Here is a 13,741-nt window from a genome sequence, read left to right as displayed (position 1 = left end):
TAACAAAAGGATTTTACATCATTGGAGGATAAAAATGAAAATCGCAGTTATTGGTGCAATGGAAGAGGAAGTAGAATTATTAAGAAAGGAACTAACAAATCCAGAGGTAGTCACGATAGCGAATAGTGAATATACTACCGGTACATATAATGGTAAAGATGTTGTTTTATTAAAAAGTGGTATTGGCAAAGTGAATGCTGCTATGAGTACAACAGTATTGTTATATGAATTTAAGCCTGACGTTGTGATAAATACCGGTTCGGCTGGAGGGTATGACCCTAATTTAGAGGTTGGAGCGATTGTCATTTCGGATGAAGTAAGACATCATGACGTAGATGTTACTATTTTCAATTATGAAATGGGGCAAGTACCTCAAATGCCCCCCGCATTTAAATCAGATGAAAAATTAATGGAAATTGCTATAGATGCTGTAACTGAAATCGGTGAACACCAATATGGAGTTGGGTTAATTTGTTCTGGTGACTCGTTTATGAATGATGCCGTTCGAGTGGAACAAGTACGTAAACATTTCCCAACGATGAAGGCAGTGGAAATGGAAGCTGCAGCGGTAGCTCAAGTTTGTTATCAATTTAAAACGCCATTCGTAGTTATTCGTGCCCTATCAGATATTGCTGGAAAAGAATCAAATATCAGTTTTGACGAGTTTCTTCCAGTTGCCGCGAAACATTCTACAGAAATCGTGCTTAAAACAATAACTAAGCTTTAAAACTTATAATCGGCATCAGCGTGATAAGTCTAACTACATGATTGATTTTTCACAATAATGTCAAATATAAGCTTGACGATGTGAAAAAAATAACAGTAAACTGTATTTACACGTGTTACGATGAATATAGCTAGAAGAAGGAGGAGAATGGTCTATGGTATTTATTTTGGCCGGCTCAGTTTGCTTAACTGCTTTAATCGGAATTATTGCATATTTTGGAGCAAATACTTCAGAAATAAATTAATCAATTTTAAAAATGCTCATTTAAGACAAACGTCTTAAATGAGCATTTTTTATTGGACCTTATTTTTTTCCTTTTCTTTTTCTTGCTGAATTTGATTATGCTTGAATTGCTGATATAATTTGACAAGTGCACGTTTTTCGATGCGAGACACGTAGCTCCTTGAAATCTTTAACTTTTTAGCTATTTCTTTTTGAGTAAGAGGATCATTATTGTTTAACCCATACCTGTAAACAATTATTTCAAGTTCTCTCGGTTCGAGTGTGTTTAAGTACTCATATAGTTGTTCGAAGCTTTCCTTTTGTTCAATTTTATCGATGGCAGGTTGTTCATCCATTTGTAGAAGATCTCGTATTTGTAAAGATTGTCCTTCTTTATCTACGCCAATTGGTTCGAATAAGGATACATCTTTTTGTACCTTTTTCTGAGCACGTAAATGCATCAATATTTCATTTTCTATACATCGTGCTGCATAAGTAGCGAGACGAGTTTTTTTATCTGGGGTGTAACTGCTAACTGCTTTCATTAATCCAATCGTTCCAATTGAAATATAATCATCTAATTGTTCGTGTGCTGGGTGGAATTTCTTTACAACATGTGCTACTAGTCGCATATTTCTCTCGATTAAATCGAGTCGTGCTTGTTCATCTCCAGCCATAAAGCGTTCTATTGCTTTTGCTTCTTCTTCCTTTGTAAATGGTTTGTGAAACGCCTGACCTTTTAGATATCCAAGGAAAGAAGGGATATCTAACCAAAGCTGCATAAGTGACGCAAAGATTCCGCTCAGTTACGTCATCCTTTCTACCTTTTTCGACATTATATGATTTTAACCGCTTGAAAATGAAAATACTTAAAAAGAAACAGTGAAAAATATTATTCAACAAAAAACTTATGAAATTTTATTCAATTGGAAAATTTCATTCTAATACCTATAATATGCAAATTGTCTATGGTTGTTGGTAGGACAACCATTTTCAGTATGATATAATCAAATAATAAAATGATCGAAGGGGTATAAGCATTGTATAATTTTTTATTGCCAAAGGAGTTTGTAACTTCAGTATATGAAATAACTCCAGAAAAGTTATCGAATTTAGGAATAAAAGGTATTATTACGGATTTAGATAATACGCTAATTGAATGGAATCGACATGATGCAACAGAAGAGATTGCCAATTGGATGAAAGAAATGGAAGCGGCAGGTATTAAAATAATCATCGCCTCAAACAACAATCAAGAAAGAGTGAAACGATTTGCAGAGCCATTAGGAATTCCCTTTATATATAAAGCAAGAAAACCATTAGGTGCCGCATATTTAGCAGCTTTGAAAGAGCTTCAATTAGAGCGTCATGAGGTTATTATGGTAGGCGATCAATTGTTAACGGATATTATGGGAGCAAATCGTTTGAAATTATATACGATTTTAGTTCGACCTGTAGCAGAATCAGATGGACTTGTAACAAAATTTAATCGTTTTGTTGAAAGACGTGTGTTTAATTCATTGAAGCGTAGAGGTATTAAAACATGGGAGGAAAAAGAATGACAGAGGTGCTACATTGCATAGGCTGTGGTGCAAAAATTCAGTCTGAAGATCCAAAAGAAGTGGGGTATACTCCTGCTTCTTCATTAGAAAAGGAAACAATTATTTGTCAACGTTGTTTTCGCTTGAAAAATTATAATGAAATACAACCAGTAAGTTTAACTGACGATGATTTTTTACGTATTTTGAATGGCCTAGGAGAACAAAAAGGTCTAATCGTAAAAATCGTCGATATTTTTGATTTTAATGGTAGTTGGCTACCTGGTTTACACCGTTTTGTTGGAAATAATCCCGTCCTTTTAGTTGCAAATAAAGCAGACTTATTACCAAAATCGGTGAAGCCGAAAAAAGTAATAAACTGGCTAAAGAAAGAAGCAAAGGTTTTAGGATTACAGCCTATTGATGTTCTATTAGTAAGTGCTCATAAAGGACAAGGTATGGAGGAAGTTGTCGAAGCAATTGAAAATTATCGAGAAGGTCAAAATGTTTTTGTTGTAGGTTGTACGAATGTTGGAAAATCCACATTTATCAATCGAATCATTAAACATGCAACTGGTGAAGGGAATATTATAACGACTTCATATTTTCCTGGTACAACATTAGATATGATTGAAATTCCGTTAGATGATGGTTCGGCACTTTTTGATACACCTGGTATCATCAATCATCACCAAATGGCTCATCATATTGACGCTAGTGAGCTTAAGTATATTACGCCGAAGAAAGAGATTAAGCCAAAAGTTTATCAACAAAATGAAGGACAGTCACTGTTTATAGGGGCATTAGCAAGGTTTGATTTTATAAAAGGCGAACGTTCAGCCTTCACTATTTATGCAGCTAATGACCTACCAATCCACCGTACAAAGCTTGAAAAGGCAGATACGATCTATGAGGAACATAAAGGGGAGCTATTATCTCCACCTTCACAAAAATTTATTGATCAACTACCTGAATTGGTTCGTCATGAGTTTTCTATTAAAGATGGGAAAACAGATGTTGTAATTTCAGGTCTTGGTTGGATAACAGTACAACATCCAAACGTAGTAGTTGCTGCTTACGCGCCTAGAGGTGTTGAGGTGTTTATAAGACCTTCATTAATTTAAAAAATATAAAGAAATGATAGTAGAGATGAGGATTGGGAAATGAAGAAATGGTTTGCTGTAATCGGTGATCCCATTGAACATTCAAAATCACCGGAAATGCATAATACTTGGTTTGAAGAGATGAATATTGATGCTACTTATATTCCTATTCATGTAAAACCGGAGCAGTTAGAAGAAGCAGTCTCAAGTTTAAAGCTATTAGGGGCAAACGGTTGGAATGTAACGATTCCGCATAAAGAAACAATCATTCCATTTTTAGACGAGCTAGATGAACTTGCAGAAAAAATGGGTGCTGTTAATACCGTTGTACGGACTGAACAAGGGAAGTTAAAAGGGTATAATACCGATGGAAAAGGATTTGTTCATTCCTTAGAGGAAGCAATAGGTAATCAGCATAGGGAAAAGCAAGTTTTAATCGTTGGTGCTGGTGGTGCAGCAAGAGGTATTGCATTTGCCCTCAAGCAGTATGGCTATAAAAATATAAGCATTGCCAATCGAACAATCGGTAAAGCTGAAGCCATCATCAATGAGTTGGAAATCGGTAGCGCTATCAATTTATTACAAGCTGAGCAAACATTAGATTCATTTGAGATTATTATACAAGCAACTTCGGCAGGACTTGCAAATGGTGATTTCCAGCTACCTTTTTCACTAGAGAAGTTACAACCAGAAGCAATCGTAGCGGATATTGTGTATAATCCATTAAAGACATATTTTTTAAACAGTGCGGAAAAGTTAGGGGCAAGAACAGTAAACGGTCTTGGTATGTTTGTTCACCAGGGTGCAATTGCTTTCGAGCATTGGTTAAAACAATATCCAAACACAAATTCAATGATTAAAAGACTAACAGAACGGCTCGAAGGTGAGTAATATAATACAAAGTACTCGTACGGCTGATGGTCTATAGGAGGACATATATTTTTTATGCTAACAGGAAAACAAAAAAGATTTTTAAGAGCAGAAGCACATCATTTAACACCAATATTTCAGGTTGGAAAGGGTGGCGTGAATGAACAAATGTTACGTCAAATTAGCGATGCCCTTGAAGTTCGTGAATTATTAAAAGTGCGTATTCTAGATAATTGTGAAGATGAGAAAAATGATGTTGCTGAAGCTTTAGCAGAAGGAACAAATTCTGAATTGGTTCAACTAATTGGTTTAACGGTTGTTTTATATAAGGAATCTAAAAATAATAAAAAAATTGTTTTACCGAAAGTAAATAATAAATAAGGTGTGTTCCATTATGAAAAGGGTAGGCATTTTAGGAGGTACCTTTAATCCTCCTCATATCGGACATTTAATCATGGCAAATGAAGCATTTTCTGCTCTTGACCTTGATGAAATTCGATTTATGCCAAATGCGATTGCACCACATAAGCAATTAGTTTCCGATGCCTCCATTGAAGAAAGACTGAGAATGGTTGAAATAATGATCGAACCATATCCTAACTTTAAAGTGGAAAAAATTGAGGTTGAGCGCGGTGGTGTTTCATATACTTACGATACGATGGTCTCTTTATGTAAACGTGAGCCGGATGTACATTTTTATTTCATAATTGGTGGGGACATGATTGATTCACTTCATACTTGGTATAAAATTGATGAATTAATTAAACTTGTACAATTTGTTGGGTTAAAAAGACCGGGTACAAAATCTCAATCTAACTATGAAGTATTGATGATAGAGGCACCTGAAATAAATTTGTCTTCTACACTTATAAGGCATCGTTTGGCCGTTGGGGGAACGTTAATGTTTTTACTTCCTAATGGTGTGGAAGAATTTATTCGGAAGGAAGGTCTATATGGAACGCGCTGATTATTTAGAAGCAATTAAATCACGTATGCCTGAAAAAAGATATATTCATACTATGGGCGTAATGGAAACAGCGATACATCTAGCAGAAAAATATGGTGAAAATGTAAAATCAGCTGAAACAGCAGCTATTTTACATGATATCGCTAAATATGCAGATGAAAACTGGATGATTCAAATCGTTAAAGACAACGATTTGGATCAAAGGTTGATTACTTGGGGTCCAGAGCTTTTGCATGGTCCTGTAGGTGCATGGATTGCTGAGAATGAGTTTAATATACATGATGAAGATCTTTTAAATTCAATCCGTTTCCATACGACTGGGCGTGCGGGTATGTCTAAACTAGAAAAGATTCTTTATATTGCTGATATGATTGAACCAAATCGAAATTTCGATGGCGTTGAAAAACTTCGTTCAAAAGCTGATGAAGATTTAAATAAAGCGATGAGAGCTTGTATTAGACATTCCATTAAGTATCTGGTGAAAACGAAACAAAAAATTTATCCCGTTTCAATTGAATGTTATAACGATTTAATTGAACTGGATGAATATTAAATGTTATGTTGAAAATAACTATATAAGAAAAGTGAGGAAACGAAAAAGAATGACGGAAAACTTATTACAGGTTGCATATAAAGCGATTGACGACAAGCGTGCTGAGGATATCGTTGTACTAAATATGGAAAATATTTCTCTTTTGGCGGATTATTTTATCATTTGTCATGGTAGCTCAGATCGTCAAATTCAAGCAATTGCACGTGAAGTTCAAGAGAAAGCATATGAAAACGGATTTGATGTGAAAAGAGTAGAAGGTTTTGACTCTGCTCGCTGGGTTTTAGTCGATCTTGGTGATGTGGTAGTACACGTTTTCCATAAGGATGAACGAGCATTTTATAACTTAGAACGTTTATGGGGTGATGCACCTCAATTAGACGTACCGACTGCGGAACTATGAGTAGCTACGAAAAATTTGCCCAAGTGTATGATAAATTAATGCAGGATGTTCCTTACGACCAATACGTTGAGTGGATAAAAACACATGCTCCAAGCAATGCCTATCCAAAATTGCTAGACGTTGGTTGTGGAACGGGAACTCTGTCACTATTATTTTATCAAGCGGGCTATGAAGTAAGTGGTATTGACTTATCAGAAGAGATGTTAACAATCGCAAATGAGCGTATGCAATCTCAAGGTGTGTTCATCCCTTTCTATCAGATGTCTATGGATGAAATCGAAGGTTTTGAAGATATGGATATTATCGCCATTCCCATCGATTCAATAAACTACTTAAGTTCTGATGATGCAGTCATTGAAACATTAAGACGTTCATACGCCGCATTACGAATAGGTGGACAATTAGTTTTTGATGTTCACTCCCTTTATAAAATGAATGAAATATTTATGGACTCTCCATTTACTTATGATGATGGAGAGATTCTCTATGTTTGGCATACAGAAGAAGGGGAAGTTGAGCATTCAATTTATCACCAAATGACATTTTTCGTAAAAGATATGAAAACGGGACTTTATGAGCGGTTTGATGAGGAACATTTTCAAAGAACTTTTCCAACAGATACTTATATCGAATGGTTAAAGGAAATTGGTTTTTCGAAAATATTTATTTCAGCAGATTTTTCTGAGAATGCACCTAAAGCCAATAGTGAACGAATATTTATTCGAGCAATTAAATAACACTAAACACCTTTTCAACAGAAGGTAAATTTTGTATAATACAAATATCTCCATATGATTTACCTTCTGGAAGGTTGGTGTTAAGTGTTCCAGGAGTTCCTTAAGAAGTATGGAAAAAGTGTGCTAATCCCCTGCATACTTTGTTTTGCTATCCTTTACATTTTTCTTCAACAAAACAACTCTGTCCCTCAAACGGACGAGCTTGTCACAACCATTCCTTTACCTACAGATGAACTCGATAATGATGAACAAAGTAACGAAATTACTGAAGACGAAACAAACCAAACTGTTTTTATAGATATAAAAGGTGCAGTGAAGCATCCTGGTGTTTATGAGCTTCAGGCTGATGATCGAATCATTGATGCCATTGAGCTTGCTGGTGGATATCGAGATGATGCGGTAACAGAGGTAATCAATCATGCACAAAAAGTACAAGATGAAATGGTTATTTATGTTCCTAAAAAAGGTGAAATCTCAGAGGAAATTGATATAGGACAAGTGGTGTCATCTTCAACTACTACGATTTCAAGCTCAGAAACAGAGAATACGGTAAACATTAATCTAGCGGATGAATCTGAATTATTAACATTACCCGGTATCGGACCTTCTAAAGCGCAAGCAATTCTCGCTTACCGTGAAGAAATCGGGAAATTCCAATCAATTGATGATTTGAAGAATGTTTCAGGTATCGGTGAGAAAACCTTTGAAAAATTAAAAGATTACATCTCTATAAATTAGTAGAAATGTATTCTTGCATTGCAACAGCTACCATTTAAGTCTAAACTAGATTTAGAGAAAAAGTTGGAGGTAGTCATATGGAGCGTATTACTTGGGATCAATTTTTCATGGCACAAAGTCATTTACTAGCTTTAAGAAGTACTTGTGCTAGACTTACAGTTGGTGCAACAATTGTCCGCGAAAAAAGAATTATTGCTGGCGGATACAATGGATCTATATCAGGAGATGAGCATTGTATCGAACAGGGCTGTTACGTAGTTGACAATCATTGTGTACGAACTGTACATGCGGAAGTAAATGCATTATTACAATGCGCAAAATACGGTACTCCTACTAACGGAGCGGACCTATATGTCACGCATTTTCCTTGTCTACCTTGTACGAAATCAATTATTCAAGCGGGTATTAAAAATGTTTTTTATGCGAAAGATTACAAAAACAGCACTTATGCATTAGAGCTTTTTGAAAAAGCAAATGTAAATGTTGTACATGTACCCTTTGATGAGGCGAAAATTGATTTCTTAAAGGATGAAAAACTTGATCTTGTGCTAGAGATGCTAAATAAACTTCGCATGTCAGGTGCTTCCACTGATGAATTGCTCCCATTTGAGGAGAAGGTGAACGAATTATTTGGTAAACTTATTAAAGCATAAATGGATTTATTACGCTCTATCGGTTTTAGTTGCAGCTATTGCAGCTCATGAATCGATAGGGCTTTTATTTTTACTATTTTTAACAGTTATCCTTTGTTTATATAAACGTTTTTCTGTTACTTATTGTTTATCGATTTTATTTATCGGTTTAAGTATGTATTTCATTTTTGTATTTCAATTAAACGACCTTAAGCAGCCTCTTGAATGGCCAAGTACTTTAACATGGACTGATAAGTATAAAATAAATGGTTCAAGCCTCAGAGGGATTATGAAGGATCCTAAAGGAAGAGATGTTTACGTTGCCTATCAATTTAAAAATGAAGATGAAAAGAATTGGTATGAAGATAACCCATTAGTAGGCATGCAGTTTGAAGTAAAAGGTGAATTACAAGAGCCTGAATTACCTGCACATCAATATGCTTTTAATATGAAGAGCTACTTAAAGAGTATAGGAGCAATAGGTGTTTTAGAAATTGATGAAATGCGCTTTACGGAAATTAAATCTACGTTACTGCAAAAGATTAGTCTACACAGATTTTATTTAAAGCAGCATATTGAAAGTACTTTTCCTGAATCCCTTGTTGCAGAAGCGCAAAGTTTAATCATTGGTCTACAAGAAAATGTTGATACCGACACCCAACGTGCCTATCAAAAGTTAGGGATTACTCATTTATTTGCCATATCAGGGCTTCATATAGCAATTGTGACCTTTATACTCTTTGAAGGATTACTTCGACTTGGTGTAAAAAGAGATCTTGCCATAGTTTTTTTAATCGTGCTGTTACCGGTCTATGCCATTTTAGCTGGGGGTGCACCATCAGTTTGGCGTGCTGTTTCAGTTGTGGAATTAATATTATTAACGCGTTTCAAATGGAGACTACCGATAGATGATGCGTTAGCGATTAGTTTTATTGCTTTTGTTATGCTAGAGCCTTGGTCAATTTATCAAATTGGGTTTCAACTGTCCTATTTAGCTTCTTTTAGTTTAATCTACTCTAGTCATTTATTAAGCCGTTCAAAGTCTTGGTTAATACAATCCTTTTTAATTACCTTTGTATGCCAGCTATTTGTCTATCCGCTACTTCTCTTTCATTTTTATGAAATTAGTTTATCCTCATTTTTTGTAAACATTGTTTTTGTGCCTTTGTTTTCTTTCGTTATTTTACCAATAAATATCATTCTCCTTGTTGTTTCATTTATTCCAGGGAGCTTTTCAGAGCTTCTTTTTATGATTTATAGTCCATTACGAGAAAACTTAAGCGCGCTGATCATGTGGCTTCAATCCCTGCCTAATCAAATGTGGATTACAGGAAGATTATCATTATTTTTTATAGTTCTTGCCTATTTGAGTGTGTTTATTAGTTTTTATTTAATGGATAAAAAAGAACGTCTATGGAAATTGATTTTCATCTTACTAATTCCTGTACTGTTAATTGAAACAGTTGATTTATTTTCGAAGGAATTGAAAATCTCATTTATTAATGTTGGACAAGGTGATTGTATACTCATTGAGTTACCTTATAAGGAAGAAGTATATTTAATCGATACGGGCGGTGTATTACGATTTAAACAAGAGGAATGGAAGAAATCAGATTCTCCTTATGAAATTGGAAGACAAATTGTTGTTCCTTATTTAAAAGGGAAGGGAATTAGTCATATTGATAAATTGATATTAACACATGCTGACAGCGATCATGTTGAAGGTGCGGAGGAACTTGTAAAAGAGTTAACAGTCAGTGAGATTCATATATCTCCAAGTTCATATAAAGAAGATGCCTTAAAGGAACTGCTAGCAGAGGCTAAAAAAAGAAGAATCCCTATTAAAGAGCAAATGGCTGGTACTAAATGGCATGTAGGCGATATAAACTTTCAGTATTTATGGCCAAAAGATTTAGATTATGAAGGAAATGATGATTCCCTAGTTTTGTATGTAACAAATGGCTCTTTTCAAGGTCTATTTGTAGGTGATTTAGAATTAGAAGGAGAAGCAGGAGTTTTGCAAAAATATCCTCAAATACGTAACATCCAATTGTTAAAAGTAGGACATCATGGAAGTAAGACCTCCAGTAGTCAATCATTTTTAAATCGACTGAAGCCCAGTTTATCGATTATAAGCGCAGGTAGAGATAATCGCTATGGACATCCCCATATTGAGGTGATGGAAAGATTTCGTTCATTAGGTTTAAAAACATTAAACACAGCGGTGGAGGGAACGATTGAAGTTACAGTGAGCAAAGGTCGTTTGCAAATAAGCACTAGTAATAATTACTTTAAATAAGAAAAAAAGCTTTGTCCGTTTTAGACAAAGCTTTCTTTAAGGTTAAGCTACTGCACCAATTACAACTGCAATTATAAACATAAGTGCAAAGAATACGAATGAAGCAGTAAATCCTACACCAGCGTCAATAGCTTGGTTACGCATTGAAGCGCCATTTTCACCTTCAAATGGATTGTGTGTAACAAAGTTTTCAGTATTATGTGACATACCTATCCCTCCTACTCAAACTTCATTATAAGTCAATGATTACTAAAAATCTATATCCATTCAAGTAAAATATACTAATTAACTTTCCTTTAATCGTCACAGATTATACATACATTTTAACAACCGAAAGAAAAAACGTGTATACTATTAAAAGCGAAAACTTTTAGGGGGCTTTTTAATGTTTATAAAAGTTTGGAATGATATAAAAAAAGGGAATATTGCTCCTGTATACTGTCTCGTTGGGGAAGAAACCTATTTTATTGATGAAACGATTACCCGGTTAAAAAGGGCTTTAGGCAATGCTGAAGAAGTGGAAACAACTATGTTTGATCTTGAGGAATCTCCTGTCGATGTAGTAATCGATGAAGCAGACACTTTTCCATTTTTCTCAGATAAAAAATTAATCATTGCGAAAAATGCATCATTTTTGAAGGCGTCTGAAAAAGGAAAAGAAAAAATTGACCATGATTTAAATCGATTAGAAAATTGGTTGAAAAATCCATCAGATTTCGCTGTAATGGTTTTTATTGCACCCTACGAAAAATTGGACGAGCGTAAAAAAATTACAAAACAAATGAAGCAGAGCAGTGTGCTTCTCGTTTCTGAAACACTGCAAGAAAATGACTTGAATGTGTGGATACAAAGTGAAGTATCTCGATTCGGTAAAGCAATTACAGACGACGCCATCGATAAACTAGTAGAAATGGTTGGCACAAATATGTTGCAACTACAAAAAGAGATTGAAAAAATTGCTCTTTATTTAGGTGAAGACTTAGAAATTACAACAAAGCTAGTTGAGGATTTAGTGGCAAAAACGTTAGAGCACGATGCCTTTAAAATGTTGAATGCTTATCTATCACATAATAATACTCAGGCTATTCAAATATATCACGATTTATTGCGACAAAAAGAAGAACCTATCATGCTCGTCGGACTTCTTGCATCCAATATTCGGACAATGAACAACGTTTTTTATTTGCAAAAAAAAGGCTATCATCCTTCGCAAATTGCGAAACAATTAAAAATACATCCGTATCGTGTAAAACTGATGGTCGAACAAAAAAATAAACCAAGTGAAGAACGCTTATTAAAAGCCTTACATAAATTATCGGAGATTGATTTGATGTTAAAATCGGTAAGTGGCAATAGGGAACGATATTTAGAAATGTTTTTACTAAAAGCATTATAAGGAAAATAAAAAAACCATCTCATTACGAGGATGGTTTTTTATTTTAAGGTTCAAAATAAACCTTAGTTTGCTTTTTTAGCTAAACGTGATTTTTTACGGCTAGCCACGTTTTTATGGATAAGGCCTTTTGAAGCCGCTGTATCAAGAGCTTTATGAGCAGCAACTACTAATTCTTGTGCATTATCAGCACCAGTAGCTAAAGCTTGTTCAGCTTTTTTCACAGTAGTACGCATAGCAGATTTTGCTTGAGAGTTTGCAGCGTTTGCTTTTTCAGCAACTTTAACGCGTTTGATTGCAGATTTAATATTTGGCATTACTTTCACCTCCTAAATAAGGTACGAGATGATATCTTCTCAATATTTTTCATTTGTTAATACAACAAAAATCATTCTACCAAAGGAAATGTATAATTGCAATAGATAAATGCAAAGAATATTTACTTGACAGTTTGACCAACATAATATTTGAGGTGATATTGATGGCAGAAATAGAAGTAAATTGGAGTAGAACCGACCTAATTGATGAAGCGGAAGAAGTTGTTCAGCACCAGACCAAGCAACAAAAAACAAAGTTAGATAAAACGAGCGGTGTGGTCATTGAAGAATTTACCGAGGGTCGAGTAAAAGTTACGAAAGTAAATGTTGATAAACAAGGCTCTGAAGAAATTGGTAAAAAGGAAGGTGTTTACGTTACTCTATCAGTTCCAACGTTAACGATTGAAGATGAAAATGGCTTTGAACAGCTAGAAAAATCATTTGTTAAATATTTAGATGAAATTCATAAAGATGTTGACATTAAAAAAGATAGTAAAGTATTAGTAATTGGTTTAGGCAATAAAACCATTACCCCTGATGCGGTTGGCCCTTTTGCTATTGATGCGATGCAGAGTCAGCACTCAGATAACCCGAATGATCATTTTATTATGTATGCTCCTGGTGTAACAGGTCAAACAGGTTTTGAAACAAGCGATTTTATACATGCGCTCGTTGAAAAGATAAACCCTGCGCTAGTTTTGGTAATTGATGCTTTAGCCACAAGAGGTTCATCACGTCTTTGTAAAACAATTCAAATTACAAACACCGGAATTCACCCAGGATCAGGTGTTGGCAACCAACGTACGGAGGTTTCAAAAGAAGTTTTTGGCGTTCCAGTAACAGCAATTGGTATACCGACTGTTGTTGATGCAACTGTAATTATTGCAGATGCTGTCGAAAAAGTTTTCCGTTCAATTGCTGCGAGAGTACAGGAAAAAGAAAAACCATCTAGCAAGCTTTCTGTAACTTCATGGACACCTGATTCGAATGCTAGAGTAGATTTAAATGTGGTAAAACCAATATTCGGAGAATGGTCAACCTGGTCTTCAGAGGATCGGCTTCAATTGTTTGAAGAGGTATTATCATCACATCCAGAAAGATTAATTGTCACACCAAAGGAAGTTGATGTTTGGATAACAAAGTATTCTTTATTGGTAAGTGATACATTATTTAAATGGATGAAGAATAGATCAAAATAGTTCTAAAAATCCTCTTCTCTCCATAATGTAGTGGAAGGGGAGAGGA

17 protein-coding genes are annotated in these 13,741 nt (G+C 34.9%); 14 read left to right on the top strand and 3 right to left on the bottom strand.

Translation table 11 applies throughout. The annotated features are described in order from the left end of the window. The first annotated feature begins 34 nt into the window (after positions 1-34). The gene (gene mtnN / locus CD30_RS09895) at positions 35-727 is read left to right on the top strand and encodes a 5'-methylthioadenosine/S-adenosylhomocysteine nucleosidase (RefSeq protein WP_036176090.1); all 693 of its coding nucleotides are present in this window, start codon (positions 35-37) and stop codon (positions 725-727) included. Between the two features lie 293 nt (positions 728-1,020). Here the strand turns inward: mtnN and sigK are convergent, their stop codons facing one another. After that, the gene (gene sigK, locus CD30_RS09890) at positions 1,021-1,755 is read right to left on the bottom strand and encodes an RNA polymerase sporulation sigma factor SigK (RefSeq protein ID WP_036176087.1); all 735 of its coding nucleotides are present in this window, start codon (positions 1,753-1,755) and stop codon (positions 1,021-1,023) included. A 234-nt stretch (positions 1,756-1,989) separates the two neighbouring features. On the opposite strand from sigK, the gene CD30_RS09885 reads away from it, so the two are divergent. From CD30_RS09885 to CD30_RS09835, 11 genes are all read left to right on the top strand, one after another. Then, on the top strand, positions 1,990-2,511 hold the full coding sequence (locus CD30_RS09885) for a YqeG family HAD IIIA-type phosphatase (RefSeq protein WP_036176085.1): 522 nt from the start codon (positions 1,990-1,992) through the stop codon (positions 2,509-2,511). Beyond that, positions 2,508-3,611 carry a ribosome biogenesis GTPase YqeH gene (gene yqeH / locus CD30_RS09880; RefSeq protein ID WP_036176082.1) on the top strand — a complete coding sequence of 368 codons (1,104 nt, stop codon included), beginning with the start codon at positions 2,508-2,510 and terminating at the stop codon, positions 3,609-3,611. The genes CD30_RS09885 and yqeH overlap by 4 nt, the downstream gene beginning before the upstream one ends. 39 nt (positions 3,612-3,650) lie before the next feature. After that, complete coding sequence (gene aroE / locus CD30_RS09875) at positions 3,651-4,481, top strand: shikimate dehydrogenase (protein ID WP_036176080.1); 831 nt, start codon at positions 3,651-3,653, stop codon at positions 4,479-4,481. 54 nt (positions 4,482-4,535) lie between these two features. Continuing rightward, a complete protein-coding gene (yhbY, locus tag CD30_RS09870) occupies positions 4,536-4,841 on the top strand; it encodes a ribosome assembly RNA-binding protein YhbY (protein ID WP_036176078.1) in 306 nt (101 codons plus the stop codon). Between the two features lie 13 nt (positions 4,842-4,854). After that, positions 4,855-5,427 carry a nicotinate-nucleotide adenylyltransferase gene (locus CD30_RS09865; RefSeq protein WP_036176076.1) on the top strand — a complete coding sequence of 191 codons (573 nt, stop codon included), beginning with the start codon at positions 4,855-4,857 and terminating at the stop codon, positions 5,425-5,427. Continuing rightward, positions 5,414-5,980, top strand: a complete 567-nt coding sequence (yqeK, locus tag CD30_RS09860) for a bis(5'-nucleosyl)-tetraphosphatase (symmetrical) YqeK (RefSeq protein ID WP_036176074.1) — start codon at positions 5,414-5,416, stop codon at positions 5,978-5,980. The genes CD30_RS09865 and yqeK overlap by 14 nt, the downstream gene beginning before the upstream one ends. A gap of 49 nt (positions 5,981-6,029) precedes the next feature. Continuing rightward, positions 6,030-6,380 (top strand): ribosome silencing factor, encoded by a 351-nt coding sequence (gene rsfS, locus CD30_RS09855; protein WP_036176072.1) that lies wholly within the window; start codon positions 6,030-6,032, stop codon positions 6,378-6,380. Further along, the gene (locus CD30_RS09850; RefSeq protein WP_036176070.1) at positions 6,377-7,117 is read left to right on the top strand and encodes a class I SAM-dependent DNA methyltransferase; all 741 of its coding nucleotides are present in this window, start codon (positions 6,377-6,379) and stop codon (positions 7,115-7,117) included. The genes rsfS and CD30_RS09850 overlap by 4 nt, the downstream gene beginning before the upstream one ends. 84 nt (positions 7,118-7,201) lie before the next feature. Beyond that, entirely contained in the window at positions 7,202-7,855 is a 654-nt protein-coding gene (locus tag CD30_RS09845; protein ID WP_036176068.1) for a helix-hairpin-helix domain-containing protein, read from the top strand. A 77-nt stretch (positions 7,856-7,932) separates the two neighbouring features. Continuing rightward, the gene (locus CD30_RS09840) at positions 7,933-8,508 is read left to right on the top strand and encodes a ComE operon protein 2 (protein WP_036176066.1); all 576 of its coding nucleotides are present in this window, start codon (positions 7,933-7,935) and stop codon (positions 8,506-8,508) included. After that, on the top strand, positions 8,486-10,786 hold the full coding sequence (locus CD30_RS09835; protein ID WP_235802040.1) for a DNA internalization-related competence protein ComEC/Rec2: 2,301 nt from the start codon (positions 8,486-8,488) through the stop codon (positions 10,784-10,786). The genes CD30_RS09840 and CD30_RS09835 overlap by 23 nt, the downstream gene beginning before the upstream one ends. Before the next feature lie 42 nt (positions 10,787-10,828). Here the strand turns inward: CD30_RS09835 and CD30_RS19785 are convergent, their stop codons facing one another. After that, the gene (locus CD30_RS19785) at positions 10,829-10,993 is read right to left on the bottom strand and encodes a YqzM family protein (RefSeq protein ID WP_036176064.1); all 165 of its coding nucleotides are present in this window, start codon (positions 10,991-10,993) and stop codon (positions 10,829-10,831) included. A 178-nt stretch (positions 10,994-11,171) separates the two neighbouring features. On the opposite strand from CD30_RS19785, the gene holA reads away from it, so the two are divergent. Then, positions 11,172-12,182 (top strand): DNA polymerase III subunit delta, encoded by a 1,011-nt coding sequence (gene holA / locus CD30_RS09825; protein ID WP_036176061.1) that lies wholly within the window; start codon positions 11,172-11,174, stop codon positions 12,180-12,182. Positions 12,183-12,244: 62 nt separating this feature from the next. Here the strand turns inward: holA and rpsT are convergent, their stop codons facing one another. After that, the gene (gene rpsT / locus CD30_RS09820) at positions 12,245-12,496 is read right to left on the bottom strand and encodes a 30S ribosomal protein S20 (protein ID WP_036176058.1); all 252 of its coding nucleotides are present in this window, start codon (positions 12,494-12,496) and stop codon (positions 12,245-12,247) included. Between the two features lie 164 nt (positions 12,497-12,660). Between rpsT and gpr the strand changes: the two genes are divergently transcribed. After that, positions 12,661-13,695, top strand: a complete 1,035-nt coding sequence (gpr, locus tag CD30_RS09815) for a GPR endopeptidase (RefSeq protein ID WP_036176055.1) — start codon at positions 12,661-12,663, stop codon at positions 13,693-13,695. Positions 13,696-13,741: the final 46 nt, after the last annotated feature.

It is taken from the genome of Ureibacillus massiliensis 4400831 = CIP 108448 = CCUG 49529 (assembly GCF_000772965.1).
GTDB lineage: Bacteria > Bacillota > Bacilli > Bacillales_A > Planococcaceae > Ureibacillus > Ureibacillus massiliensis.
This window is presented reverse-complemented; position numbering and strand designations above follow the sequence as displayed.

Bases quoted from the DNA above. Each gene is read 5' to 3' on its own strand.
- mtnN (WP_036176090.1), top strand. From the start codon at position 35: ATGAAAATCGCAGTTATTGGTGCAATGGAAGAGGAAGTAGAATTATTA.
- yqeH (WP_036176082.1), top strand. From the start codon at position 2,508: ATGACAGAGGTGCTACATTGCATAGGCTGTGGTGCAAAAATTCAGTCT.
- aroE (WP_036176080.1), top strand. From the start codon at position 3,651: ATGAAGAAATGGTTTGCTGTAATCGGTGATCCCATTGAACATTCAAAA.
- yhbY (WP_036176078.1), top strand. From the start codon at position 4,536: ATGCTAACAGGAAAACAAAAAAGATTTTTAAGAGCAGAAGCACATCAT.
- CD30_RS09865 (WP_036176076.1), top strand. From the start codon at position 4,855: ATGAAAAGGGTAGGCATTTTAGGAGGTACCTTTAATCCTCCTCATATC.
- yqeK (WP_036176074.1), top strand. From the start codon at position 5,414: ATGGAACGCGCTGATTATTTAGAAGCAATTAAATCACGTATGCCTGAA.
- rsfS (WP_036176072.1), top strand. From the start codon at position 6,030: ATGACGGAAAACTTATTACAGGTTGCATATAAAGCGATTGACGACAAG.
- CD30_RS09850 (WP_036176070.1), top strand. From the start codon at position 6,377: ATGAGTAGCTACGAAAAATTTGCCCAAGTGTATGATAAATTAATGCAG.
- CD30_RS09840 (WP_036176066.1), top strand. From the start codon at position 7,933: ATGGAGCGTATTACTTGGGATCAATTTTTCATGGCACAAAGTCATTTA.
- CD30_RS19785 (WP_036176064.1), bottom strand. From the start codon at position 10,993: ATGTCACATAATACTGAAAACTTTGTTACACACAATCCATTTGAAGGT.
- holA (WP_036176061.1), top strand. From the start codon at position 11,172: ATGTTTATAAAAGTTTGGAATGATATAAAAAAAGGGAATATTGCTCCT.
- rpsT (WP_036176058.1), bottom strand. From the start codon at position 12,496: ATGCCAAATATTAAATCTGCAATCAAACGCGTTAAAGTTGCTGAAAAA.
- gpr (WP_036176055.1), top strand. From the start codon at position 12,661: ATGGCAGAAATAGAAGTAAATTGGAGTAGAACCGACCTAATTGATGAA.